Raw genomic sequence first — 25933 nt, forward strand, 5'->3', positions numbered from 1 at the left:
ATCGACCGAGCATGTCCGCCCGACCCGCCTCCGGTCGTCCGGCGGACGCAGACACTTCGCGCTGCCGCGGACGCCGCAGGTGCCGCGCACGTACCGCGTCCGTGGTAGCCGAGTACTCGTCCGCGAGCGGGACTCGCCCGGGGCCGCATCCGGCTAGGGTGCGCGCATGAGCACAGGATGGTCCGGTGTCCCGGCCGGTGTGAGGGACTGTGCGATCGCCGTCGGCGTGGCGGCGACACTGCTGGTCACCGGCCTGTCCGAGCGCAACTCCGGTACGGGCCTCGACCTTCTCGGCTGCACGCTGCTGGCGGCCGGCGGCCTGGCGCTCGTCTGGCGCCGCCGGACTCCCGTTCCCATCCTGGCCGCCACCGGGCTGTGCGCGGTGGGGTACCAGGCGGCCGGTTTCGACGTGCCCGCCGTCGCGTTCCTGTTCGCGGTGTACGCGGCCGTACGGGAGGGACACCGCAGCGTCACCGTGGTGGCGAGCGTGGCCGTGCTGGCCACACTCCCGCTGGCTGCCCTGGCCTCGGGCCTGCACGACACGGGCGAGGCGTTCGCGCAGGCGCGCGGTGCCCTGGAGATCGCCTGGCTGGTCGCGGCCGGGGCCGCGGGTGAGGCGCTGCGGCAGGCCGAGCGGCGGGCGGACGAGGCCGAGCGCACCCGGGAGGAGACCGCGCGGCGCCGCGCCGACGAGGAGCGGCTGCACATCGCGCGGGAGCTGCACGATTCGCTCACCCATCAGATCTCGATCATCAAGGTGCAGGCCGAAGTCGCCGTCCACGTGGCCCGCAGGCGCGGTGAACAGGTGTCGGAGGCTCTGCTGGCGATCCAGGCGGCCGGACGTGAGGCGACTCGGGAGCTGCGCGCGACCCTGGGGGCGCTACGCGACGACGAGACGACCCCGCCGCGTGGTCTCGACGACGTCCCGGAACTGGTGGAACGGGCCCGTTCCATCGGCCTGGATACGACGCTGACGATCGAAGGACAACGACACGATGTGCCGGCTGCGGTGGACCGGACCGTCTACCGGATCGTTCAGGAGTCGCTCACCAACATCGCCCGTCACGCGGACGCCGCCACGGCGTCGGTCCGGATCGACTGCCGTCCGGACGTCCTCGGGATACGCATCGATGACGACGGCAAGGCCGCGCCGGACGCCGCCCCGACACCCGGCGTCGGGCTGCTCGGCATGCGCGAACGAGTCACCGCCCTCGGCGGGCGGCTGCGCGCGGAACCGCGCGGCGAGGGCGGCTTCACCGTCCAGGCCGAACTCCCCGTGGACCAGACGCCATGATCCGTGTCCTGCTGGTCGACGACCAGCCGCTGATTCGCAGCGGATTCCGCGCGCTCCTCGACCTCGAAGACGACATCGAGGTGGTGGCCGAGGCCGCCGACGGGAAGGAGGGCCTGGCTCTGACCAGGGAACACCTGCCCGACGTCGCCCTCATCGACATCCAGATGCCGGTCATCGACGGCATCGAGACGACCCGGCGCATCGCCGCGGACCCGACCCTGGCCCGGGTGCACGTCGTCATCCTGACCAACTACGGCTTGGACGAATACGTCTTCAACGCGCTGCGCGCCGGCGCTGCCGGATTCCTCGTCAAGGACATCGTGCCGGAAGACTTCCTGCACGCCGTACGCGTCGCCGCGCGCGGCGACGCCCTGCTCGCACCCTCGATCACCCGCAAGCTCATCAACAGGTACGTCACCCAGCCGCTCAACACCGGCGCCGAGACGGGGCTGGACGAGCTGACCAACCGCGAACGCGAGGCCGTCGTCCTGGTCGCGCAGGGCCTGTCCAACGACCAGATCGCCGACCGCATGGTGATCAGCCCGATGACCGCGAAAACCCACATCAACAGGGCCATGACCAAGCTCCACGCCCGTGACCGCGCTCAGCTCGTGGTCCTGGCCTACGAATCCGGCCTGGTAACCCCACGCAACTCCGGACATCCAGGTGCACAGCCGGCAGGCCGGCCCGTCGGAAAGGTGAGGTACCGGTGAAGCACTCCGCAGGCCCGACGCCGCCCGGCCGCCGTCGTCCGAACTTGTGGCACTGGCTGCGCCCCCGGAGTTCACGGGCGTTCGCCCTCGGCATCTGCATGGCCGTCGGCGGGCTCGCCGGCGGGGTGCGCTCCGCGGTGGACGGCAAGGGGATCTGGACGGCCTTCGGAATCTTCGGCGTGGGGGTTCTCGGAGTTGTTCTCACCATTGCGTGGATCGTGACGTACACGCGGGAGCATTGACGAGAAGGCTCGGGCACAGCGGCCGGGTCGCAGGCGCCGTCCGGATGTAGAAATGAGCCGGCCTGCCCAGCAGTTCGGGCGGCCGGTCGCGATCCCGCCGACGCCCACATCACGTGACAGCTACACGCGGACGGTCATGGTCACGGTCACCTCGTCACCTGCCGAGAGTCCCTGCGGCTTGCGGACCGCGTTCTTGAGCGGCAGCAGGTAGCTGCCGTCCTTGGGGAAGAGCGACGTGGTGAAAGCGGTCTCGCCGATGCACGCGTCCACGGGGACCGCGCCCCAGCCGTACGTGGCCAGCGCAGCCACCTCGCGGATGTCGGCGGCCTGTTCGTCGGGCACGGCGGCGAAGTAGAACGGTGAAGGCCCCCGCCACTCGATGACGCGGCCGGTGAATACAACGTGCACGAGGTCGATCCGTTCATCGGGGGAGCCGAATGCCAGGCAGCTTACAGGCGGGCTCACTCGGCAAGAGGCGGCGGTCGCCCACCTGCGGGAGGCGACTGCCACCCGCAGGATCAGGCCCCCACAGTCACCGTGGAGCGGCGCGGGCTGCCGTCGTTCGGCGGCGCCCGAGGCGTCGGGTTCGCCGTCGGGGTGGACGTCGTCGTAAGGGAAGGCGTAGCCGGCAAGTCTTGACAACTCGTCACATCGAAAGGGAGGTTGCGGCTCGGCACGCCGGGCCGCAGTACCGTCAGACCGTGGCGTCCAGGAAGGCGGTCCAGGCGGTGGGGGGAACGGTGAGGATGGGGCTGTCGGTGACCTTGGAGTCGCGGATGTGGACGGCGGTGGGGTGGGCTGCGACCTCGACGCAGTCACCGCCCTGGCTGCCGCTGTAGCTCGACTTGCGCCAGTCGTAGGCGACTTCGAGGCAGTTACCGCCCTGGTCACTGCTGTAGCTGGACTTGAACCAGGCGAGGGCGGCGATACGGGGAGCCGGGTGTGCTGCGCGGGTCATGTCTCTCCAAGCAGTTCGTCCAGTAGGCGTGCGCTCTTCTCGACGGAGAGCGCCTGCGAACGCAGCATCCCATATTTCTGCTGGAGCACACTGACGTCATCTGGATCCTCGTGCAGGTAGCTGGTCAGCTGTCCCTCCACGTAGGCGAGGTGGTCGTGATCAGGAGTCTCCAGCAGCACCATGGGCCCCGCGAGTCCGGCATGCTTCGGAAGCTTCTTCGGCATGATCTGGAGCCCCAGGAAAGGTAGTTCCATGCATCGGCGCAGATGCCGGATCTGGTTCCGCATCATGGCGGGGTCTCCGAGCTCGCCGCGCAGAATGCTCTCCTCCAGCAGGAAGTGCAGCATCGGGCGAGGCCTGCGTTCGAGGAGCTTCTGCCGATCCAGTCGGCCGGTCACCCACTCTTCCTGCTGGTCCTCTTCGATCGGCGGATAGAGGCAGGAGAAGACGAATCGGGCGTACTCCTCGGTCTGGAGCAGCCCCGGCACTGCCTGGTTCTCGTACGACAGCAGGGTGAGCACCTCCTGCTCGTACTCCACGAAGTCCTGTACGAACGCCGGGAACCGCTCCTTCTGCGGCACCTTCGACACCGCTACCTGCAACGTCCCTTTCGTATCCAGCAGTTCATCCAGCTGGACCGCGAAGTCCCACTGCAGTGTTCTGCGACCCTGCTCGATCGACGCGATCGTGTCCTCGCCCACGCAGCACTGATCGGCCAGCGCCGTCTGCGTCATCCGGGCCGCTTTGCGGAACGTGGCCAGTTGCGCACCGATCAGGTGCCAGGACGTGATCCGCTTGTTCCTTTTTGCCGGTTGCATGAATTGCCTCTCCCCGTCACGAACCCCGATTGACCCGTCAGAAGCCGTACAACTGCCCTGTACGACCCGACGCGCTGCTCAACCGTAGTGACTTTGTGTGACGTTGGCGGCGTGAACGAAACAACTCAACTCTCCTGCTTCCGCGAGGTGTTCCACCGCCGGGAACGCCGATCCGTCCCGCTCGTACGGAAGTTCGTGCGTGAGGCTCTCGCCGACTGGGCGTGCGACGTCCGGGTCGACGACGTATTGCTCTGCGTGAGCGAACTCGTCACCAATGCCTTGCTGCACGGCGTCCCGCCCGGTCGTGGGTTCCGCCTCCGTCTCTCCCTGGAACCGGCCGACGACACCCTGCGCATCGAGGTTCATGACAGCGGTGACGGGGAGGTCCGGCTCGCTGATTCCTGGGCGGCCTCCGATGAGGAAGGGGGTCGTGGGCTGCGGCTGGTGGCGGCGCTGGCCGACAAATGGGGGGTGGGGGAGCGGAACCCCGGCAAGGTGGTGTGGTGCGAGTTCGAGGCGTCGTCGGGGTGAGTCGCGGAAGTTCGACGAGATGCGGACGAGGGCAACCACGGGGACGTGACGTACTACAACGGCGGCGGCTGCTGACCAGCCTGCCGCAAAGCACATGCGCGGCTGCCCCCGTTCCGGCCGGAACGGGGGCAGCCGCGGACCGGCGGCGATCGCGCGCAGCTCCGGGCACGGGTGCCGCCCCTTGCGTTCACCGCTGTGGGTCCCCGGAGGGCAGCCCTTCCCCGCGTCGGCAGCCGGGGACCCTCAATCAGGCCTTCGGCTGGGTGAAGCGGATGCGGTTGCCGAAGGGGTCGCGCAGGCCGCAGTCGGTTCCGTACGGGCGATCGGTGGGCTCCTCGGTGAACTCGACGCCCTGGGCGAGCAGCTTCTCGTACGTCTTGCGGCAGTCGTCCGTGGTGAAGATGAGCCAGCCTCCCATAGCGCCCTTGGTCACCAGTTCGCGGACCTGCTGTGCCGTTTCCTCGGACATCGCCGGGGCGCCCGGCTTCTCCAGCATGATCTGGCGTTCCGGGTGGCCGGGGACGCTGACGGTCAGCCAGCGCATGAAGCCCATGTCGACGTCGGTGTTGACCTTCAGGCCGAGCTTGCCGACGTAGAAGTCGAGGGCCTCGTCCTGGTCGAGGACGTAAATCTGCGAGTGCGTGATGGCGTTGAACATGCGGATCACGCTACTGGGTGGGCCGGACGGAAACTTATCCAAAACCGCTCAGCCGGCGACGGGCGCGGGTGGTCAGGAACTCGGCCGCGTCCACGCCATCGTGAAGCACGTCGGTACGTCCGCGGCCGCGGCTTCCTTGCGGTACGTCCTCGGTGACCGGCCGACGATGTCGCGGAACGTGCGGCTGAAGGTTCCCGGGCTGCCGAAGCCGACTTCGAAGCAGATGTCCGTCACGCTGCGCCCGGTCTCCCGCAGCAGGAACATCGCACGCTCGACACGGCGGCGCTGCAGGTAGCGGTGCGGGGTCTCGCCGAACGTGGCCCGGAAGGTGCGGGTGAAGTGCGCCGGGGACACGTGGGCGATCCGGGCCAGGGCCGGGACGTCCAGCGGCTGTGCGTAGGCGCGGTCCATCGCATCCCGTGCCCGGAGCATGCGGCGGTTGGTCTCTTCAGTGGCGCGGCTCACGGTGCCATCACACCATGGTTCTCCGCCGCCGTGACAGATCCGGTGAACGGTCGGTCGTCCGCCGTCCCCGTCCTCACCTGCGCTCCGGCCACTTGGACTTACGCAACAAGGTTGTTGGACTGGAGCGCCCCGAGGAGCCGCACGTCGTTGACGGTGTCCGGACAGGGGGACTACTCAGAGCACATGTCGCGAAGATTCACTTCGGCGGGCGCTGTCGCCGCCGCCTCAGCCGCCGTCCTGGCGCTGGTGGGGACCGCACTCCCCGCCACCGCCGCCGCTCCCGTTCCCGCCGCAGTCGAGTCGGCCGTGCCCGCGGACGCCGCCGTCATCCGGTCCGCGCAGCTCTCGGTCGCCGTCGCGGACGACTTCCCGCGCGTTCTGGCGTACACCGACAAGGCCAGTGGCAGCCGGCTGCTCGGCAGTACGCAGCCCGTCACCGCCGTCACCCTGAACGGCACCGCGCACCCCGTGAAGCTCAAGGGCGCCCCCGAGATCACCGCCGCGGCCGCCCGCTACACGCTGACCTTCACCGATCTGCCCGGCATCGAGATCGACGCCTCGCTCTCCGTCTCCGGACGCGCCACCACCTTCAAGGTGACGGCCGTCCGCGACACCGAGGCGTTCCGCGTCGGCACCATCGACATCCCCGGCCACGACCTCGTCTCCGTCGGCTCCACGGACACGGGCGCCGCCACCGCCTTCACGCGGCTGGACAACGATTCGACGAAGACCGCCGACGTCTTCGCCGCGGTCACCCCGGACACCGCCGCCGACAAGGCGCCCGTCGGTGCCTCGTACGCGTTTCTCAACACCGGCTCCCTGGCCGCGGCCGTCGAGTCCAACTCCTCGTACGACAAGCCCTCCGGTGCCACCGGCGGCGACGACGCCCGGTTCTGGCACCAGGCGCGCAAGGCCGACGACGGCAGCGTGCGGGTCGGCGTCTGGTCCGGGCAGTGGACCTACCGCGGCGAGGGCGCGCCGAAGCCGGAGAGCGGGGACGCCCTGCCCTGGGCGAAGGTCGTCGTCACTCCCGACGCCAACGGCGACAAGGCGGTCGACTGGCAGGACGGCGCCGTCGCCTTCCGCTCCATCGGCATCACGGCGCCCGGCAGCAAGGACACCCCGGACCGGGTCATCACCCACATCCCGTTCAACTTCGCCAGCCAGGCCACCCACCCCTTCCTGCGCACCCTGGACGACGTCAAGCGGATCTCCCTCGCCACCGACGGCCTCGGGCAGATGGCGCTCCTCAAGGGATACGCCTCCGAGGGCCACGACTCCGCCCACCCCGACTACGGCGGCAACTACAACAAGCGCGCCGGCGGTCTGAAGGACCTCAACGCGCTCCTCAAGGACGGCAAGAAGTGGGGCGCCACCTTCGGCGTCCACGTCAACGCCACCGAGGCGTACCCGGATGCCAAGGCCTTCGACGAGAAGCTCGTCGACAAGACCAGGCCCGGCTGGAACTGGCTCGGCCAGAGCTACTACATCGACCAGCGCCGCGACATCAACAGCGGTGATCTGGCCAAGCGCTTCCAGCAGCTGCGCGACGAGACCGACTCCAATCTCAGCCTGCTCTACATCGACGTCTACTACACGCACGGCTGGATCGCCGACAAGACCCTCCAGTCCGTGCAGAAGCAGGGCTGGAACGTCGCCACCGAGTGGGCCGACAAGTTCGAGCGCGGCTCGCTCTGGTCGCACTGGGCCAATGACCTCGACTACGGCGGCGCCACCAACAAGGGCCTCAACTCGAAGATCATCCGGTTCATCCGCAACGACGAGAAGGACGTCTGGAACAACGACCCGGTCCTCGGTCAGACCGCCATCGAGGAGTTCGAGGGCTGGACCAACGAGACCGACTGGAACGCCTTCTACGACAACATCTGGCAGCGCGACCTGCCCGCCAAGTACCTCCAGCAGCAGAAGATCACCCGCTGGAACGGCAACGACATCGCCTTCACCGGCGATGTGCGCGGCACCGTCGAGGACGGCAGGCGGACCTTCTACGACCACGGCCGCAAGGTCCTCAGCGGCACCGACTACCTGCTGCCGTGGGACGGCGGCAAGAAGCTGTACCACTACAGCAAGTCCGGCGGTACGAGCAGCTGGGCGGTGCCGTCGGGCGGCACGTACACCGTCTACAAGCTCACCGACAACGGCCGGGTCAAGACCGGCACCGTGCGCCCGGTGGACGGGAAGATCACGTTGACCGCCGAGGCCGGTCAGCCCTACGTCCTCTACCCGAACCAGGCACCCAAGGCCGCCGACACCAAGTGGGGCGAGGGCACCCTGGTCGACGACCCCGGCTTCAACGACAACGGGCTGACCGCCTGGTCGAAGACCGGAACCGTCGCGCGCGACACCGACGGCCAGGGCCGGAACAGCGCCAGGCTCTCCGGCACCGGCACGGCGGCGCTCGCCCAGAGCATCACCGGCCTCAAGCCCGGCACCCGCTACACCGCGTCCGCGCTCATCGAGGTGCAGCCCGGAAAGACCCGGCACACGACGCTCTCGATCGGCGGGAAGTCCGTCGCCGTGGACCGCTCCACCGCCAAGGACTACGTCGCCGCGTCCGACTGGCACGGCACGTACTTCCAGCGCGCCAAGGTGAACTTCACCGCCCCCGCGAACGGCCGCGCCACGCTCCGCATCGAAGCGGCCGACGGCAGCACGGCGACGGTACGGGCCGATGACGTACGCATCGTCGCGAACGCTCCGGCCACCCGCGAGAACACGGTCGTGTACGAGGACTTCGAGGACGTCGACCAGGGCTGGGGCCCCTTCCTCAAGGGCGACGCGGGCGGCTCCACCGACCCCCGGACCGTCCTCTCCCAGCTGCACGCCCCGTACACCCAGGCCGGCTGGAACGGAAAGCTCACCGACGACGTCATCGGCGGCAAGGAGTCCCTCAAGGCCCACGAGGAGAACACCGGACTCGTCTACCGCACCGCCCCCTGGACCGTGCCGATGACCGACGGTCACCGCTACAAGGTCGAGTACGACTACCAGTCCAGTCACTCCGGCGCCTACGAGTGGGTCGACGGCTATGACCGGATCACCGCCGACGGCAAGCCCGCCTCGGTCCAGACCCGGACCACCCCCATCGGACAGCAGCGCACCACCGGCCACTTCGCCGAGACCGTCACCGCGGGCTGCGGCGACACCTGGACCGGGCTGCGCAAGCGCGGCGACGCACCCGACGGCGCCGACTTCGTCCTCGACGCGTTCACCGTGACCGACCTCGGCCCGGCCCCGGCCGGTGAGCTCGCCGCCTGCGGCACGCTCGGCGTCGACCCGGCCGCCGAGACGCTGGAGCCGGGCACGGCCAACACCGTCAAGGCGAGCTTCACCAACTACGAGGCCACCGCGGCGACCGGTGTCGCGCTGAGCCTGACCGTCCCCGAGGGCTGGCAGGCGGAGCCCACCGGCGCCGTCGCCTTCGACTCGGTCGCCGCGGGCGCGAAGGTCACCGGCAGCTGGCAGGTCACCCCGCCGGTCGACGCCAAGTACCAGACGTACAGCCTGAGTTCCCGGGCCACGTACACGGTCGGCGGTACGCAGCGCACGCTCGGCGCGCAGACCTCCGTACGGACCCTGCCGCCGCCGCCCACCACGGACAGCTGGGCCAGCGACCTCGACTGGACGGCCGCCGAGAACGGCTGGGGGCCCGTCGAGCGGGACCTCTCCAACGGCGAGCAGGGCAGTGGCGACGGCACCCCGCTGAAGATCGGCGGCACCACCTACACCAAGGGCCTCGGCAGCCACGCCCCGGCGAAGATCCGCTACTACCTGGGCGGCAAGTGCACCTCCTTCACCGCCGAGGTGGGCGTGGACGACGTGCAGGCCTCGCGCGGCAGCGTGCAGTTCAGCGTCCTGGCCGACGGCACCGAGAAGGTGAAGTCGCCGGTTCTGAAGGGCCCCGACAGCGCTTGGTCGCTCACGGCGGACATCACCGGCGCCAAGTACGTCGACCTGGTCGTGGGCGACGGTGGCGACGGGAACGGAAACGACCACGCGGACTGGGGTGACGCCCGCTTCCATTGCGGTGGCTGAGAACGGAGGATGCGGGGCGGGTGCGTACGACGAGCACCCGCCCCGCCCCCTTTCCCACCCCTTGCGCGATGGCGTCCACCCCCCTGACGCCCCGGAGCCACACATGCCGAACCCTTCGCCTCCCGCCTCGCCGAAACCGGCACAGCGAGGTCGTCTCGGCGGACCCCGGCATCGAGGTGCGGTCCACCGGCCGGCGCCTGGTGCTCAGGGCCGAACCGGGGGCGGAGGGGCGCACCCTGCGGTGTGACGTCCGGTAGACACCGGGTGACCGGAGTATGTCCGGGGGCTGGGAGCGGCACCCGCCTCGCGCGTACCCTCATGCGCTATGGGGGAGTTGAAGGCGGACTGGCGGCTCCGGCTGCGTCGTGGCGAGCCGCACGGGCCGGTGTGCGGCGCCGGAGTGCTGCTCACCCAGGACCGGGCGCTGACGTGCGCCCATGTCGTCGGCGAGCCGGACGCCCGGATGTGGGTGGAGTTCCCCGAGAACCCCGGCATCGCCCCGGTCGGGGCACGGGTCGCCGAGGCCGGCTGGCTGCCCGGCCTCGGCGCGACCCCCGATGACATCGCCGTACTCGCCCTGGACAGCCCGCGCCCGCAGGTCACCCCCGCCACGCTCGACCGGAGCCTGGAGCGCGGCCGCGAGGTGTGGATCGGCGGGTACGCGCGGAGCTTCGCCGACGGCATGTGGCTGACCGGCCGGATCGGCGGGGCGCACGGTGCGTGGATCCAGCTCGACGCCGGGCGCAACGAGCAGGTGGTGCGGCCGGGGTTCAGCGGCGCCGCCGTCCAGGTGCGCGGCGCGGGCGACGGGCGGCCCGAACGGGTCGTCGGCATGGTGGTCAGCTGGCGCGGCGACCTCGACCTGGCGCTGCCCGGCGACAACGACCTGGCGTTCTCGTACATGATCCCGATCGACCGGATCGCCGAACTCGTGCCACTCGTAGCCGAGTTGAGCGGAACGGACGGCTGGGACCACGACCTTGCCCGGCGGCTGCGGGCCTGGTTCGCGGGCGGCGACCAGCCCGCGGTGCGCTTCGGCGTCGTACCGCGCGGCGGCGGCCGCGACCGTACCCTGCGCCACCAGCTGTACCGCGCCCACCTCGTCTACCGGGGCGGCCGCACCACGCCCGAGGAGTTCGTCGACGAGCTGGTGGCGCGGCTGCACCCGCCGCGCCACCAGCTCCGGGCCTACCGCGACTGGCTGCTCCACGGCGGCACCCCGCCGGACCGGGCGGCGGGCGGCCTGCCCGGGGCCACCGGGCCCACGCTCGCCGTGATCGGACTCGACGAGGACCGGGAGCCGCGCCGGCTGGTGCCGTTGCTCGCCCGGGTGCGGACGCTCGGCTTCCGGCTGCTGGTCGTCGTCCGGGACGGCGCGGGCGACGGCGTGAGCGAGGTGGCCCGGCAGCTGCTGGTGCCGGCCCTGGACGAGCGGGCCACGGCACTCCTCGGCCGCGTCGAGTCCGCCGAACGGAACTGGGCCAGGCTGAACGGCCTGGTGGAGTCCGCCTCGCTGCCCCCACCGCCCGGGGTCGCCCCGGCCCGTCGCCGGCGGCAACTGGAGCGGCTGCGCGCCCTCGCCGAACCGCAGGAACAACTCACCGCACTGCGCGCCCTGTTACGCGAACTGGAAGCGGACCTGGACCGGCACGCCGGAGCCGGCCGGGCGGACGTTCCGGGGCCGCGCACCGACCGGGGACGGACGGAGCGCCGATGACGACCGACGACAACACCGCGAGGCGCGGTGCCGGGGCACACGAGCCCGGCGTGATCCGGACGAGAGACCCCGGCTGCCCGCACCGCCGGTTCACCGGAGCTCCCTGCGGCGGCACCGTACAGTCCACCGGCTACTGCGACACCTGTGGCCGCTCCAGGACGGACCCCGGCCTCCCGCCACTGCCCACCGCCCCCGAGAAGTACGGGCCGCCCGGTCTGCTGGAGCTGCCCCTGCTCGAACCGAGCAGCCCCGGCCAACGGCTGGACGCCGCCACCTCGCAGGCACGCATCCTGATGCGCTGCTCGGCCAAGTCCTGCCCCACCTTCTTCATCGCGCCGAACACCGCCGTCCCACCGCCGGACACGGGTTACTGCCCCAAGTGCGGCGCCCCGTACGCCTACCGGCCCGAACTCAGCGAGGACGGGCCGCTGCTCCAGGACCAGTACCGGATCCGCGGCCCCATCGCCCACGGCGGCCAGGGCTGGGTCTACCTCGCCGAGGACACCCACCTGGAGGAGTACGTCGCCGTGAAGGGGCTCCTCAACCGCTACGCGGAACGGGGCGCCGCCCAGGCCGACGAGGAGCGCCGCAGCCTCGTCGCCATCCGGCACGAACGCATCGTCCGCATCCGGGACTTCGTCAGCACCCGCGGCGACGACGGCACCGTGTCCGGCGGCTACATCGTGATGGACGACGTCGGCGACCGTACGCTCTCCGCGGTCATCGAATCGACCCGGCAGGGCACCTTCGTCCTCGACATCGAACACGTCATCACCTACGGCTGCCAGATCCTCGAAGCCCTCGCGCATCTGCACGGCATGGAATTCCTGTACGGGGACATGAAGCCGTCCAATGTCGTCCACCGGCACGACGGCATCAAGGTCATCGACCTCGGCGGGGTGCGCGGGAGCGGTGTCACCGAGCCGCCCCCCGTGATCACCCCCGGATTCGCGGCTCCCGAGACGGACCACGGCAGACCGCTGACCGCCGCCCACGACATCCACACCGTCGGGATGACCCTGGCCGAACTCGCGGGCTGGGCGGTCGGCGACGACGTACCCGGCCTCGGCACCAGCTCCTTCCGCCTGGTGGTGGAACGGGCCACGGCCCGCGACCCGGAACGCCGGTTCGCCGCCGCGGGGGACATGGCCGGCCAGCTCCGCGGCGTGCTGCGCGAGATCCGGGCGCTGCGCGGGAAACGGGACCAGCCCGAGCCCTCCGTCAACTTCACCCCGTCCACCGAACTGCTCGGCGCGCGGCTGGGCTCCGTACCCGACTACACGCACTGGCTGCGCCGCCCCCTCCACCGCCGCCACGAGACGCCCGACGCCCCGGCGCTGGACGCCGGGCTGCCCACCCCCACCGAGATCGCCCGGCGGCTCCCGGTGCCCAGGCCCTACCCGGGAGACCCGGCGGCCGCCCGGTTCCTGGTCAGCAGCTACGACCCCGGCCGACCGCTGAGCCAGCCCGCCGAGGGGGAGCGGTCGGTGGAGATCTGCCTGCACAACGCCCGGCTGCTGCTCGGCCAGGAGGGCAGGGAGGCGCTGGCCGGCGCGCGCGAACAGGTGCGGGAGGCGAACGCCATTCCCGGGCCCGGCCCGGTGCGGCAGTGGCGGCTCAGCTGGCACTGGGGGCTCGTCGCGCTGCGCAGCGCCGATGTGCTGGACGACCGGCGGCAGATGCTGGAGGCCGCCCTGGAACACTTCGCGGCCGTCCACCGGGCGCTGCCCGGCGAGTACGCGGCGAAGCTGGCGCTCGCGTACGTCGCGGAACAGCTCGGCGCGGACCTGCCGGCCGGGGCCGCCCCGTCGGCGTACGAACTCTTCCGGGCCGTGCACGCCCGCAACCCCTCGCACGTCGGCGCCGCGCTGGGTCTGGCCAGGCTGGCCCTGGCACGCGGCGACCGGGAAGCGGCGGCCGGGGTCCTGGACCTGGTGCCCGACGAGTCGCGGGACCACGCCGTCGCCCGCGTGGCCGCGCTGCGCATCCGGGCGGCGCGGCTCGCGGCGGGCGAGCGGCCGCTGCCCGCGCGGCGGGAGATCGACGCCAGTCTCGCCGCGGTCCCGCTCCGCGAAGGCGGCCCGGACCCGGGGTCCGTGGTGCCGGGCGACGAAGCGACCCGGCTGCTGCGCACCGAACTGTTCGAGTGGAAGCTCGACGTGGTCCGCGCCGCCGCCCCCGCCACCCGGCGTGGCCGGTGGCGGCGGGGACTGCCCCCGCTGCCGGTCCCCGGGGAACGGGCCGTGCGCGAGGAACTGGAGCAGTGCTACCGCTGGCTGGCCCGGCAGCGCCAGAAGACCGCCGAGTACGAGCGGCTGATCGACCTCTCGCACGCGGTCCGCCCGCAGACCCGTGTCTGAACCCGAGCCCGACGCCTTGGAGGCAATTCCATGAGTCGCACCGCTCCCTCGCCCGGCCTCGACACCGGTCTGCTCGTCGAGGTCCCCGAGAAGCACCCGCCGGGCGACGACATCCGGATCGAGGCCCATGTGCGGGTCGAAGCGGTCGCCGTCGGGCCCCAGGACGCGATTCCGGCCGCCGAAGTCGCCCTCGTCATCGCGGTGGACGTCGCCGCCTCGCGCCGCGCCGGGGCCGTCGACGCGCTGGCCGACGCCGTGGGCGCGCTGCCCGACGGGATCTCCTACACGGTGCTGGGCGGCGAAGCCTCCCGGTGCTACCCGCTGCGGGGCCGGCTGGCGATCGCGGATCCGGACGACCGGCGCCACGCCGCGTTCAGCGTCGGCCGGATCGCCGCGGCCGACGCCGGGCGCCGTCCGCCCGGATACGCCCGCTGGCTGGCGGGGGCGCGCGAACTGTTCGCCGTCTGCGAGCTCCCCGTACGGCATCTGGTGCTGATCACCGACGGGAGCGGCCGCGGCGACGAGGACGACGCCTACCGTGAAGACAGCGCACTGCGCACCGAACTCGCCCGTTGCGAAGGGGAGTTCACCGCGGACGTGATCGCCCTGGGGGAGTCCTGGGACCCGGCCGCGCTGCTTGCCGTCGCCGAACGGCTGCACGGCGACGCCGCGTACGCACCCGAGGCGTTCGCCCCCGCCGTCGACGCGGCCGTCGTCCGACTGCGCCGGATCCGCAGCCCCGCGCTCGCCCTCACGGTCGCGGTGCGACCGGCGGTCCGCGAGGTGACGCTCACCGAGACCGCTCCCCGCCAGCAGCGGCTCGAACCGGCCGGCGACGGGGACGATCCGCGCCGGCTGGAATTCCTCACCCATCAGTGGAAGCCGGAGACCCGCGACTACCTCCTCACCCTCCGGGTCGACGCGAGCAACGACCCGCTCGGGGTGCCGCTCCAGCTCGCCACCGTGACCGTCGGCGACCTCACCGAACCGGTCGTCGTCCGGTGGCTGCCGTCGGGAACCGCCGAGCCCACGGCGGACCATGCGGGCGGCGCGGACCACAGCGTCCACGCCATGAACGCCTCCACCGGGATCCGGACCGCTCTCAGGCGCGCGTACGACGCCCTCGACCTGGACCGGCGCGAGGAGGCCGAGCAACAGTTCGGACGCGCGGTCCGGCTGGCCGCGGAGATCGGCGCCTCCTGGGTCCGGGCCGAGGTCCGCAACGTCGCCGAGATCATCGACGAGCGGCGGGGACGGGTCAGGATCGGGCCGACCGTCGACCGGGGCACCGTCCGCCGGGGGCGGCTGAGCATCGCCTCCGCACACCTGGTGGAACCGTCCGAAAGCCCGGCCGGGACGACGGCCCGCTGCCCGGAGTGCGAACACCCGGCCGGTCCCGCCGCGCTGTTCTGCATCGCCTGCGGGCGGCGGCTGTGATGTCCGGGCCGACCCGGTGGATCGGCGCGCTGCGAACCCGCCGGTCCGGCGGGTCACGGACCCGGCGGCTCCTGGAGCGGCATCTGACCGTGTTGCTGGCGCTCGCCCTGCTCTCGATGAGCGTCCTGCTCGTCTCGTACCGCGAAGCGCAGATCTCGGCGGGCGAGATGCGCACCCGGGGCGCGCCCGCCGTGCAGGGAGTGGCGGCCACCCAGCTCGCCCTGCTGCGCGCCCACCAGGAGGCCCAGTTCTCCGTCCGCCACGACATCGACGGCGTGGTCGGGGCCGGCGCGCGCTACGAGAGCCAGCTCTCCGCCGCCGCCCAGGGCCTCTCCCGGCTCAACGACGTACAGCTGGACGGGGACCGAGGCCGCGGAGTGCTGGAAACCGTCAATGGTCTGCTCACCTCGTACAGCAGCTCCATCACCCCGGGCGCGGTGAAGTACGTGTCGGACGAGCCGATGCAGCGGGAGAAGTTCGCGGAGGCCGAGACGATCCTCAGCCGCGACGGCACAGGTGTGGTGCCCCGCCTCGACGTCCTCCAGGAACACCAGATGCAACGGATCGACACCGTCAGCTCCCTGGGCACCCTCCGCCGGACCGGCTGGGTGCTCGCCGAACTCGCCCTGCTGGCGATGGCGTCGACCACCCTGTCCGCGCTCCGGGTGCTGCGCCGTCGCTGCGGGCGCAGCTTCGACCCCTGGCTGCTGACCACGCTGCTGGCCACGGTCGTGCTGGCGGTGTTCCCGCTGTGGGCGACCACGAACACCCAGCAGCGGCTGGACACCGCCCACGCCGGACTCGTCAGGATCGAGCGACGGGCCCACGCCGACGGCGACCTGGCCAGGTCCCAGCAGTACGTCACCGACGAGTCGGCGAGCGTACGCGCCGATCTCGCCGCCCAGGGCTGGCAGAGCTGGACCTATTACGGGGCGCTGGGCGGCGGCGCGCTGATCGTCCTGCTGCCCGCCGTCGGTATCGGCCGACGCCTCAATGCCGACTACTGGAGGGCCGGATGATCCCGCGCGCCCGCACCGTCCTGCTCGTGATGGCCCTGCTCCTGGCCGCGGCGGGCTGCGGGCTCGCCGCCCCGGGCGGCAGCGACGAACAGCCCAGGGTCACGATCCTCGGCCCCTGGACCGACAACCAGGAGAAGCAGTTCAAGGACGTCCTGAACGGGTTGGGCATCCCTTACACCTACCAGGGCACGGCCGCCACCCGGGAAGTCCTGCTCGCCGAGGTGCAGGCGGGCAATCCGCCCGACATCGCGATCCTGCCGGGCGTCGGAGAGCTCGTCGAGTACGCCGCCGAGAACCGGCTGCGGTCCCTGCGCGGCCTGTACGAGCCCAAGGAATACGGCAAACCCTGGCAGCCCGAGGCGCAGGGCATCGCCGACGATCTGTGGGTGCCGCTCAAGGCCGATCTCAAGAGCATCGTCTGGTACCGCAAGGACCGGCCCCCGCCCTCCCACCCCGCGCCACTGACCTCCTGGTGCATCGGCATGGGCGACGACGGGTCCTCCGGCTGGCCGGGCAGCGACTGGATCGAGGACCTGATCCTGCAGACTGCGGGCCCGGTGCTGTACGAGCGCTGGGCGACCGGGGACATCGACTGGGTGGACGCCCCGGTGGTGAACGCCTGGACCAGGTGGGCCGGGCTGCTCGCCCAGGACCCGACGGCCGCCGCGCGCGCACTGATCGCCGACCACCGGGGCAGCCCCGGCGGGTACGGGCTGCTCTTCGGCGGCGGCTGTGACCTGGAACACCAGGGCTCGTTCGCCCGTTCCTTCTACGGGGACCGGAAGGAGAGCGCCGCCTTCACGGACTCCGCGCCGCTGCTGCCCGGCGGCCCCGCCATGAAGGGCCGTGAGGTGTCCGCCGACTTCGCCGCCCTGTTCGGCCGGTCCGATCAGGCCCGCGATCTGCTCCGGCGGCTCACCTCCCGCACGGCCCAGGAGGAGTGGGGCCGCAAGGCCGGGGTATTCTCGCCGAACTCCGCCGTGCACGCCAAGAACGGGGCGGTCGAGAAGCAGATCAGCGCCCGGCTCACCGACCATCACGTGCCGCTCTGCCTGGACGCCTCCGACGTCATGCCGGCCGCCGTGCGGGACGCCTTCTACGAGGCCGTCCTGCTGACCATCGCGCACCCCGGCGACCCGGTGCGGGAGCGTCTGGCGGCGATCCAGAAGGTGCAGGACGCCCAACCGGAGGACATCCCGAGGCTGACACGTGTGTGCAGCAGACCACAGTGAGTATTTGTCGGACTCGTACAAAGACGGACCCATAGGGGCTGGCACATCGCCTGCATGAGGCCGGAATTCTGTCAGGCTCCACCAGGAAACGGGTCAGGAGACTGTACGGAGTCGACGGCACGATTTACTTGCCCGGCTTCGTAGGGTCGGTACATGACCGTTGTGGACGAAACCCCGGGCGAGCCGAGCGATACCCGTGGCCGTGTGGCCGAACTGCTGGCACTGCGCGAGCAGGCCCGTCGCGGACCGAGTGACCGGGCGACCGAGGCGCAGCGCGCCAAGGGCAAGCTGACGGCGCGTGAGCGCATCGAGCTGCTGGTCGACCCGGGTTCGTTCAGGGAGGTCGAGCAGCTGCGCCGGCACCGGGCGACCGGCTTCGGCCTGGAGGAGAAGAAGCCGCACACCGACGGTGTCATCACCGGCTGGGGCACGGTCGACGGCCGCACCGTCTTCGTCTACGCGCACGACTTCCGGATCTTCGGAGGCGCCCTGGGCGAGGCCCACGCCACCAAGATCCACAAGATCATGGACATGGCCATCTCGGCCGGTGCCCCGCTCGTCTCGCTGAACGACGGCGCGGGCGCCCGTATCCAGGAGGGCGTCAGCGCGCTCGCCGGATACGGCGGCATCTTCCAGCGCAACACCAAGGCCTCCGGCGTCATCCCGCAGATCAGCGTGATGCTCGGCCCGTGCGCGGGCGGCGCGGCCTACAGCCCCGCTCTCACGGACTTCGTGTTCATGGTCCGCGAGACCTCCCAGATGTTCATCACCGGACCGGACGTCGTGAAGGCGGTCACCGGCGAGGAGATCACCCAGAACGGCCTCGGCGGCGCCGATGTGCACGCCGAGACCTCGGGCGTCGCGCACTTCGCGTACGACGACGAGGAGACCTGCATCGCCGAGGTCCGCTACCTGATCGGGATGCTGCCGTCCAACAATCGGGAGAACCCGCCCGCCGTGGCGAGCGACGACCCGGCCGACCGGCGCGGCGACGTCCTGCTGGACCTGGTGCCGGCCGACGGCAACCGCCCGTACGACATGCACAAGGTCATCGAGGAGCTCGTCGACGACGGGGACTACCTGGAGATCCACGAGCGCTGGGCCCGCAACATCATCTGCGCCCTGGCCCGTCTGGACGGCCAGGTCGTCGGCATCGTCGCCAACCAGCCGCAGTCCCTCGCCGGTGTCCTGGACATCGAGGCGTCGGAGAAGGCGGCCCGGTTCGTCCAGATGTGTGATGCATTCAACATTCCTATCATCACTCTTTTGGACGTACCCGGCTTTCTACCCGGGGTCGATCAGGAGCACGGTGGAATCATTCGGCACGGTGCGAAGCTGCTCTACGCGTACTGCAATGCCACGGTGCCGAGGATCTCGCTGATCCTGCGCAAGGCCTACGGCGGTGCGTACATCGTGATGGACAGCCAGTCCATCGGTGCGGATCTGACGTACGCCTGGCCGACCAACGAGATCGCGGTGATGGGCGCCGAAGGCGCCGCCAACGTCATCTTCCGCCGGCAGATCGCCGACGCGGAGGACCCGGAAGCCATGCGGACCCGCATGGTCAAGGAGTACAAGGCCGAACTGATGCATCCGTACTACGCCGCCGAGCGCGGCCTGGTCGACGACGTCATCGACCCCGCCGAGACCCGCGAGGTGCTGATCGCCTCGCTCGCCATGCTCCGCACCAAGCACGCCGACCTGCCGTCCCGCAAGCACGGCAACCCCCCGCAGTAGTCCGTGGCCCCCGCAGCGACCCTGCCGGACCCGCGAAGACCTGCCGAGAAGACGGAGAATCCGCTTATGAGCACTGCCACCGAGTCCGTGCTGCGTGTCGAGAAGGGTCTTGCCGACGCCGAGGAGCTGGCCGCCATAACCGCGGTTCTGCTCGCCCGCGCAGCCGCCCAGCCTGCCGCGCCCGCCGCCCACCGTGGCCACAGCACCGCCGGCTGGCGCCGCCTGGAACGCACCCCGGGCTTCCGCGCCCCGCACTCCTGGCAGCGCTGACCGAACCGATCAAGCCCACGCGGGCCAGATCAAGCCCGTCGAGGGGGTCCCCCCATGCCCTTCAGGCTATGGGGGAGATTGAGGACAAAGCGCTGCCGAAGGCCGCGCAACACGTGAGGGCCCCGCACTCCCGAAGGAGCGCGGGGCCCTCACGCACAGCCGGACCCTCCTGGGGCCGTTCGTCGAAAGCCCTAACGCAGTCGCGCCATCAGCGCGTGCTCCACGAGCGTGATCAGCGCACTCTTCGCGTCCGCGCGGTGCCGCGCGTCCGTCGTGAGAATCGGCGTGTCCGGCCCGATCTGGAGGGCTTCGCGGACTTCGTCGGGGGTGTAGGGCTGGTGTCCGTCGAAGCCGTTGAGGGCGATGACGAAGGGGAGTCCGCTGTTCTCGAAGTAGTCGACGGCGGGGAAGCAGTCGGCGAGGCGGCGGGTGTCGACGAGGACGACGGCGCCGATGGCGCCGCGAACCAGGTCGTCCCACATGAACCAGAAGCGGTCCTGTCCGGGCGTACCGAAGAGGTACAGGATCAGGTCCTGGTCCAAGGTGATGCGCCCGAAGTCCATCGCCACCGTCGTGGTGGTCTTGTCCCCGGTGTGCGTCAGATCATCGATGCCCGCGGACGCGGACGTCATCACGGCTTCGGTGCGCAGCGGATTGATCTCCGAAACGGCACCGACGAACGTGGTCTTACCCACGCCGAAGCCCCCTGCCACCACGATCTTCGCGGAGGTAGTGGAGCGGGCCGCTCCGCCGCTAGAGCTTGCGAAGTCCACTGAGCACCCTTTCGAGCAATGTCACATCTGGCTGGCCGCCGGCGGACTCGTCGCCGCCGGGCTGATGGATAGCGACGAGTCCGGCCTCTGCCAGGTCGGCTACGAGGATCCGGGCAACGCCGAGCGGGATCGAGAGCAGTGCCGAAATCTCGGCGACCGACTTGATCTCGAAGCACAGCCGGCAGATCCGCTGGTGCTCGGGCAACTGCCCTTGCAGCCGGGACGGATCGGCCGTGGTACTGACCAACGCCTCAATGGCGAGTTGGTAGCGCGGTCGTGTCCGGCCGCCGGTCATGGCGTACGGACGGACCAGCGGATTGTGCGCGGCGGGCGCGGCCGGCTCGGGGGCCTGCCGCGGCTGCACGGGCTGGATGCGGGGCGACTGGGGGTCGAAACGATGCGGCCGCTGCGGGGGCCACCCGGCGCCCTGCTGGGCGCCGTACGGCTGCTGCGGCTGCTGATAGGGCTGATACGGCTGCTGGCCGCCCTGTCTGCCGGGTGTGGAGGGGAAGTTGAAACGGTTGTCCCCGTGCTCACCCGGTACGTTCTGGCCACCGTTGTACCGGTGTCCGCCTGGGGGTGTTGCCACGATTCCTCCTCCGCCTGCCGGTCCCGATCCCAGTGGGTCCGCGCCACCGCACTTTATGGTGCGGTGGCGCGAAACGCACTGTCTGTCTACTAGTTAAGAAGACTTCCCTGGAGTTCGGCGCGGAGGTCCGGGGTGAGGACGCCGCCCGCGCGGTCGACGAGAAGGGCCATTTCGTACCCGACCAGACCGATATCGGCGTCCGGGTGGGCGAGAACGGCCAGTGAAGATCCGTCGGAAATGGACATGATGAAGAGGAATCCGCGCTCCATCTCCACCACGGTCTGATTCACGGCGCCGCCTTCGAAGATCCGCGAGGCGCCCGCGGTCAGCGAGGTCAGACCGGAGGCGACGGCCGCCAGCTGGTCGGCGCGGTCGCGCGGAAATCCTTCGGACATGGCCAGCAGGAGTCCGTCGGCGGAGACCACCACCGTGTGCGACACCCCGGGGGTGTTGTCCACGAAGTTGGTGATCAACCAGTTGAGATTCTGCGCCGCCTGGCTCATCGGGCTCACACTAACGCTCCTGGTTGTAGGTATCACTTGCGTCCGAACCCGCGTTACGTCCCCGCAGCACGCCCCGCCGCAGGTTGCTCAACCTGCCGCGGACGTCTTCGGGGGCACGGGAGACCTGAGGGCCGCCCTGCAGGGTCTGCTCCGCCGTACCCTCGACCAGATTGGCCTTGGGCACTCGCCGGGGAAGCCCGGACGGGGTGATCCCGCCCGCCTTGGGCTCCCGGAGCTTCTCGGCCCGATCCCAGCGCTCGTCGTTCGTCGAGCGCCAGTCGTCGGAGCCGTTCTCGTCCTGCTGTGCGGACGGCTGCCGCTGCGGCATCTCCTGCTGCTGCGGCGGCAGTTCCTGCTGTGCTGCGGCTGCGGGCCGGTTGTTCCCGCGGCCGGTGGGCTGCCAGTGCTGCTGACCGCCCCGGCGTGGCAGACCGGCTTCGGTCAGCTCGTGGCCGGAGTTCGGGGTGGGCCCCGGACGGTCGAAGCCTACGCGTTCCTGCGGCTCGGCGGGGGCACTCGGGACAGATTCCGCTTCGACCTGCGCAGGCGGCACGTACGCATCCTGATACGCGCCCTGATTCGCCCATTCGTCCTGGTGGGGCTGGGGGGTGAAGGGTTCCTCGTACGACGGCTGCGCGGTCTCGCCGGCCGCATATGCCGCCTCCGCATAGCCACCCGGCCGGGTGTGGCCGGGCTGCTCGGCAAAGCCCGCGTCACCGCCGTAGGGGGCGTAACCACCCTCGTACGGAGCCTGCTCGTACTGCTGCGGCTCCTGGGCGTAGCCGTTCCCGGCGTACGGGGCCTGCGCGAACTGCGGGTGCTCGCCCGTCGCCTGCGCCTCCAGCGCGGCCCGGCGCTCCTCACGCATCAGCGAACGGCCCACCGGGTCCAGCCGCGGGGCGTCCGCCGACGGCTGCTCGTAACGCGAGTCGTCGAAGCCGAGCTCCGCCGCCGTGCGCAGCTGCGGGGGCGCGGGCTGCTCGAAGTCCTGTTGCTGCGGAATGATCGAGGAGACGGTGAAGTCGTCCTGCGCGGCGTCCGGTTCGCCGCCGCCACCGTGGGTGATGGCATCCGGCAGCATGACCAGCGAGGTGGTCCCGGCCTGCTCGCCCGAGGGGCGCAGCTGAACCCGGACGCCGTGCCGGTCGGCGAGCCGGCCGACCACGAAGAGACCCATCCGCTGCGACACCGCGGCGTCCACGGTCGGCGGGTTGGCCAGCTTGTGGTTGATGTCGGCGAAGTCCTCGGCGGTGAGACCGATGCCCTTGTCGTGGATCTCGATCATCACGCGGCTGTCGGGCAGCCGGGTCGCCGTGACCCGCACCTTGGTCTGCGGCGAGGAGAACGTGGTGGCGTTCTCCAGCAGCTCGGCCAGCAGATGCACGAGGTCGGTGACGGACTGGCCGTGGATCTCGGTCTCCGGCACCCCGGAGAGCTCGACGCGCTCGTACGACTCCACCTCGGAGGCGGCGGCCCGCAACACGTCGACCAGCGGAACCGGCTGGTTCCAGCGGCGGCCGGGCTCCTCGCCGGCCAGCACGAGAAGGTTCTCGCCGTTGCGCCGCATCCGGGTGGCCAGATGGTCCAGCCGGAAGAGGCTCTCCAGCTGGTCCGGGTCGGCCTCGTTGTTCTCCAGGTCGGTGATGAGGGTCAGCTGGCCCTCGATCAGGGACTGGTTGCGACGTGACAGATTGGTGAAGATCGCGTTGACGTTGCCCCGCAGCATGGCCTGCTCGGACGCCAGCCGGACCGCCTCGCGGTGCACCTGGTCGAAGGCGCGGGCGACCTCGCCGATCTCGTCGCGGCTGTCGATCGGGATCGGCTCGACGCGGGTGTCGATCCGGCCGGGATCGGTCCTGGAGAGCTGGTCGACCAGCATCGGCAGCCGCTGCTCGGCGATCCCGAAGGCGGCGGTACGCAGATGGCGCATCGAGCGGCTCATCTGCCGCGCCATCAGCCCGGCCAGGACGAAGGCGGCCAGCAGGGCGACGATCACGACGGCGGCGTTGACGAAGGCGTCGTTCCGGGCGCTGGAAGAGATGTCCGCGGCCTCGGACACGGCCTTGTCGACGAGTTCGTCCTCGACCGTGGTGTAGCCGTCGAACTTCGCGGTGGCGGCGGCCATCCAGGTCTCGGGCGTGATGCCCTTGGCGGCCAGCTTCTGGGGGGACTTCCCCTGCCCGATCTGCTGGGCCATGCCGTCGAAGACCGAGCCGTCGACACTGGGCGGCGCGACGAACGGGACCCCCGCGGCGTCGGCCTGCTCCTTCGCCTTCTTCAGCTTCTTCGCGCCTTCGGCCGACTGCGCGACCATGACCTGCTTCAGCCGGGCCGCGTCGGCCTCCGTGCCGCCGGAGTTGAACTCGCCGAGCGCGATCTTCTCCAGGTAGTTGTACGAGCCGAAGGCCTTGACCTGGGCGTCGAACGTGGCTCTCTCCTGGCTCGGACGCACCAGCAGGTGCATACCGATGGAGCGCTGAAGCGATTCTGCAGCCTTGGCGAGCTCGATCGCGTAGACCGTACGGCCGTAACTGGTGATGTTGCCGGTGCCCAGACCCAGCTCGTTGCAGAACTCCATCAAGGAGTGCTGCACCTGGACATAGCCCTCCTCCGTCTTCACCGGGTTCATCGCCTCGGCGTAGGCGGCCTTGCGCAGCTCGGGGAGCTTGGGCTCCTCCAGCCGGAACAGCTGAAGGCGCCGCTCCAGGCCCTGCGTCCTGGGCATGTCCTTCACGGCCGTGTCGAACTTGGCCGCGGCGGCGTCGGTGGCCGCCCGGACCTGGTCGATGACGGCGGCGTCCCGCTTGTTCGACAGCAGGGGCTGAGCGGAGAGGTCACGCTCATTGAGGAGCGCCTGGCCGTACGCGGAGGCCGCGCGCACGATCAGTGCGGTCTTCTCGGCCTCCTGCGCCTCCCGCCAGGTGTCGATCGAGCCCTTCACCTGGAAGCCGCCCATGACCAGGCCGACGAGCACCGGGATCAGGAGGATCGCGTTCAGTCGAGTGGGTACCCGCCAGTTGCGCGGGGAAAGCCGACTTGAGCTGCCCCCGGACTTCATCGCTCGGGACCTGTCGGCGGGCGACGCCGCGGCGCGCGGCGGCGGGGTGAAATTGCCCCGCCCCGGCTCCGCCCCGGAGCTCTCGTTGCTTCGCCTCACTCGACCAACAACCTCTCGGCGTCGGCACCTACGTTGTGCCGTGTTTCGTTCAGGGCCGTACTACTCGGGAGTTCGTCGAATTCCAGCACGGGGACCGGTCGCGTTCCAAACAGTCGGAACCAGCCATTCCGAGTGGTCCAAGCCTCAGATAAAACGGGCATAAAGAACGAGCCCCGCCAAAAGGCGGGGCTCATGTGAGCTCAGCGATACCGATTGAACGCATCGGGTGTTGAAAGCGAGACAATTCTCTGTCGAAACGTTATGAACACGGGGGCGGATCGTGTCAAAGGACACAGCCCGCCCCCGTTTGGCTACGGTAACTACCGTATGTCAATACAGACTTGTGCCTACTTCAGTCGCGCCATCAGCGCGTGCTCCACGAGTGTGATCAGGCCGCTCTTGGCGTCCGCGCGGTGCCGCGCGTCCGTCGTGATGATCGGGGTGTCGGGCCCGATCTGGAGGGCTTCGCGGACTTCGTCGGGGGTGTAGGGCTGGTGTCCGTCGAAGCCGTTGAGGGCGATGACGAAGGGGAGTCCGCTGTTCTCGAAGTAGTCGACGGCGGGGAAGCAGTCGGCGAGACGGCGGGTGTCGACGAGGACGACGGCGCCGATGGCGCCGCGGACCAGGTCGTCCCACATGAACCAGAAGCGGTCCTGTCCGGGCGTACCGAAGAGGTACAGGATCAGGTCCTGGTCCAGGGTGATGCGCCCGAAGTCCATGGCGACGGTCGTCGTCGTCTTGCCGCCGGTGTGCGTCAAGTCGTCGATGCCCGCGGAAGCGGACGTCATCACGGCTTCCGTGCGCAACGGGTTGATCTCCGAAACGGCACCGACGAACGTGGTCTTACCCACGCCGAAGCCCCCGGCCACCACGATCTTCGCCGAGGTGGTGGCCCGGGCAGCACCGCCACTAGAGCTTGCGAAGTCCACTGAGCACCCTTTCGAGCAGCGTTACATCCGGCGCGCCGCCGGCCTCTCCATTGCCCGGCTGGTGGATGGCCACCATGCCGGCTTCCGCCAGGTCCGCGACAAGAATCCGGGCCACACCGAGTGGCATCGACAGCAGCGCCGAGACCTCGGCCACCGACTTGACCTCACGGCAGAGGTGGCAGATCCGCTGGTGCTCGGGGAGCAACGTCCCCAGATGCGCGGGGTCGGCCGTGGTGGAGACCAGCGCCTCTATCGCGAGCTGGTAGCGAGGCCGGGTCCGGCCGCCGGTCATGGCATACGGACGGACCAGCGACTGGTCGCCTTCACCGTCGTACGACGCGTGATGCAGTGCGCCGTACGGATCGGGTGAGGCGGGTGGCGGGGTCATGAATCCTCCGGGCGTGACAGCAGAGTGTCGGCTTGCCGTCTGAAGGGGGCCGGTGGGGGCTCTAAGCGGCCTGACGGGTGAGAAATG

General features: G+C 70.4%; 23 protein-coding genes. 12 read left to right on the forward strand and 11 right to left on the reverse strand.

The features are described from left to right. The first annotated feature begins 166 nt into the window (after positions 1 to 166). Genes OG936_RS25480 through OG936_RS25490 form a run of 3 tightly spaced genes read left to right on the forward strand, consistent with a single transcriptional unit; the run spans position 167 to position 2249 of the window. Entirely contained in the window at positions 167 to 1294 is a 1128-nt protein-coding gene (locus OG936_RS25480) for a sensor histidine kinase (protein WP_406497726.1), read from the forward strand. Then, complete coding sequence (locus tag OG936_RS25485) at positions 1291 to 2007, forward strand: response regulator (protein WP_406497728.1); 717 nt, start codon at positions 1291 to 1293, stop codon at positions 2005 to 2007. The genes OG936_RS25480 and OG936_RS25485 overlap by 4 nt, the downstream gene beginning before the upstream one ends. Next, positions 2004 to 2249: a hypothetical protein gene (locus OG936_RS25490; protein WP_406497729.1), complete on the forward strand. Its 246-nt coding sequence runs from the start codon at positions 2004 to 2006 to the stop codon at positions 2247 to 2249. The genes OG936_RS25485 and OG936_RS25490 overlap by 4 nt, the downstream gene beginning before the upstream one ends. A gap of 120 nt (positions 2250 to 2369) precedes the next feature. Here OG936_RS25490 and OG936_RS25495 read toward each other — a convergent pair whose 3' ends face one another. The 3 genes from OG936_RS25495 to OG936_RS25505 form a co-directional block, all read right to left on the reverse strand. Further along, complete coding sequence (locus tag OG936_RS25495; protein WP_398948866.1) at positions 2370 to 2657, reverse strand: DUF1905 domain-containing protein; 288 nt, start codon at positions 2655 to 2657, stop codon at positions 2370 to 2372. A gap of 286 nt (positions 2658 to 2943) precedes the next feature. After that, positions 2944 to 3207 carry a DUF397 domain-containing protein gene (locus tag OG936_RS25500; protein WP_406497731.1) on the reverse strand — a complete coding sequence of 88 codons (264 nt, stop codon included), beginning with the start codon at positions 3205 to 3207 and terminating at the stop codon, positions 2944 to 2946. Further along, on the reverse strand, positions 3204 to 4025 hold the full coding sequence (locus tag OG936_RS25505; protein ID WP_406497732.1) for a helix-turn-helix domain-containing protein: 822 nt from the start codon (positions 4023 to 4025) through the stop codon (positions 3204 to 3206). The genes OG936_RS25500 and OG936_RS25505 overlap by 4 nt, the downstream gene beginning before the upstream one ends. Positions 4026 to 4136: 111 nt before the next feature. On the opposite strand from OG936_RS25505, the gene OG936_RS25510 reads away from it, so the two are divergent. Further along, on the forward strand, positions 4137 to 4556 hold the full coding sequence (locus OG936_RS25510; RefSeq protein WP_406497734.1) for an ATP-binding protein: 420 nt from the start codon (positions 4137 to 4139) through the stop codon (positions 4554 to 4556). 247 nt (positions 4557 to 4803) lie between these two features. Here OG936_RS25510 and OG936_RS25515 read toward each other — a convergent pair whose 3' ends face one another. Together OG936_RS25515 and OG936_RS25520 are read right to left on the reverse strand one after the other, a co-directional pair. Beyond that, positions 4804 to 5214 carry a VOC family protein gene (locus tag OG936_RS25515; protein WP_406497736.1) on the reverse strand — a complete coding sequence of 137 codons (411 nt, stop codon included), beginning with the start codon at positions 5212 to 5214 and terminating at the stop codon, positions 4804 to 4806. Positions 5215 to 5286: 72 nt separating this feature from the next. Next, the gene (locus tag OG936_RS25520; protein WP_406497738.1) at positions 5287 to 5679 is read right to left on the reverse strand and encodes a helix-turn-helix domain-containing protein; all 393 of its coding nucleotides are present in this window, start codon (positions 5677 to 5679) and stop codon (positions 5287 to 5289) included. Positions 5680 to 5862: 183 nt separating this feature from the next. On the opposite strand from OG936_RS25520, the gene OG936_RS25525 reads away from it, so the two are divergent. The 8 genes from OG936_RS25525 to OG936_RS25560 all read left to right on the forward strand — a co-directional run bounded on the left by OG936_RS25525 (position 5863) and on the right by OG936_RS25560 (position 19507). Further along, on the forward strand, positions 5863 to 9735 hold the full coding sequence (locus OG936_RS25525) for an endo-alpha-N-acetylgalactosaminidase family protein (protein WP_406497740.1): 3873 nt from the start codon (positions 5863 to 5865) through the stop codon (positions 9733 to 9735). 325 nt (positions 9736 to 10060) lie between these two features. Then, on the forward strand, positions 10061 to 11452 hold the full coding sequence (locus OG936_RS25530; protein ID WP_406497742.1) for a serine protease: 1392 nt from the start codon (positions 10061 to 10063) through the stop codon (positions 11450 to 11452). Continuing rightward, on the forward strand, positions 11449 to 13812 hold the full coding sequence (locus OG936_RS25535; RefSeq protein WP_406497744.1) for a tetratricopeptide repeat protein: 2364 nt from the start codon (positions 11449 to 11451) through the stop codon (positions 13810 to 13812). Before OG936_RS25530 ends, OG936_RS25535 begins: the two co-directional genes overlap by 4 nt. Before the next feature lie 30 nt (positions 13813 to 13842). Then, positions 13843 to 15249, forward strand: coding sequence for a hypothetical protein (locus OG936_RS25540; RefSeq protein ID WP_406497746.1), 1407 nt, complete (start codon positions 13843 to 13845; stop codon positions 15247 to 15249). Beyond that, positions 15249 to 16268 (forward strand): hypothetical protein, encoded by a 1020-nt coding sequence (locus tag OG936_RS25545; protein WP_406497748.1) that lies wholly within the window; start codon positions 15249 to 15251, stop codon positions 16266 to 16268. The genes OG936_RS25540 and OG936_RS25545 overlap by 1 nt, the downstream gene beginning before the upstream one ends. Further along, positions 16265 to 17500 carry a carbohydrate ABC transporter substrate-binding protein gene (locus tag OG936_RS25550; protein ID WP_406497750.1) on the forward strand — a complete coding sequence of 412 codons (1236 nt, stop codon included), beginning with the start codon at positions 16265 to 16267 and terminating at the stop codon, positions 17498 to 17500. The genes OG936_RS25545 and OG936_RS25550 overlap by 4 nt, the downstream gene beginning before the upstream one ends. A 153-nt stretch (positions 17501 to 17653) precedes the next feature. Further along, positions 17654 to 19237, forward strand: a complete 1584-nt coding sequence (locus OG936_RS25555) for an acyl-CoA carboxylase subunit beta (RefSeq protein WP_406497752.1) — start codon at positions 17654 to 17656, stop codon at positions 19235 to 19237. Between the two features lie 66 nt (positions 19238 to 19303). Next, entirely contained in the window at positions 19304 to 19507 is a 204-nt protein-coding gene (locus OG936_RS25560) for an acyl-CoA carboxylase subunit epsilon (protein ID WP_406497754.1), read from the forward strand. 191 nt (positions 19508 to 19698) lie between these two features. On the opposite strand, the gene OG936_RS25565 is transcribed toward OG936_RS25560, so the two are convergent. The 6 genes from OG936_RS25565 to OG936_RS25590 form a co-directional block, all read right to left on the reverse strand. Beyond that, positions 19699 to 20280 carry an ATP/GTP-binding protein gene (locus tag OG936_RS25565; RefSeq protein ID WP_014048542.1) on the reverse strand — a complete coding sequence of 194 codons (582 nt, stop codon included), beginning with the start codon at positions 20278 to 20280 and terminating at the stop codon, positions 19699 to 19701. Continuing rightward, positions 20261 to 20869 (reverse strand): DUF742 domain-containing protein, encoded by a 609-nt coding sequence (locus OG936_RS25570; protein WP_406497755.1) that lies wholly within the window; start codon positions 20867 to 20869, stop codon positions 20261 to 20263. Before OG936_RS25570 ends, OG936_RS25565 begins: the two co-directional genes overlap by 20 nt. 89 nt (positions 20870 to 20958) lie before the next feature. Then, positions 20959 to 21372 (reverse strand): roadblock/LC7 domain-containing protein, encoded by a 414-nt coding sequence (locus OG936_RS25575; protein ID WP_073771622.1) that lies wholly within the window; start codon positions 21370 to 21372, stop codon positions 20959 to 20961. A 10-nt stretch (positions 21373 to 21382) separates the two neighbouring features. Further along, entirely contained in the window at positions 21383 to 24529 is a 3147-nt protein-coding gene (locus OG936_RS25580; protein WP_406497757.1) for a nitrate- and nitrite sensing domain-containing protein, read from the reverse strand. Positions 24530 to 24876: 347 nt separating this feature from the next. Continuing rightward, positions 24877 to 25458: an ATP/GTP-binding protein gene (locus tag OG936_RS25585; RefSeq protein WP_072487286.1), complete on the reverse strand. Its 582-nt coding sequence runs from the start codon at positions 25456 to 25458 to the stop codon at positions 24877 to 24879. Then, a complete protein-coding gene (locus tag OG936_RS25590; protein WP_406497759.1) occupies positions 25439 to 25846 on the reverse strand; it encodes a DUF742 domain-containing protein in 408 nt (135 codons plus the stop codon). The genes OG936_RS25585 and OG936_RS25590 overlap by 20 nt, the downstream gene beginning before the upstream one ends. Between the last annotated feature and the right edge of the window lie 87 nt (positions 25847 to 25933).

It is taken from the genome of Streptomyces sp. NBC_00846, assembly GCF_045207325.1.
Classification (GTDB): domain Bacteria; phylum Actinomycetota; class Actinomycetes; order Streptomycetales; family Streptomycetaceae; genus Streptomyces.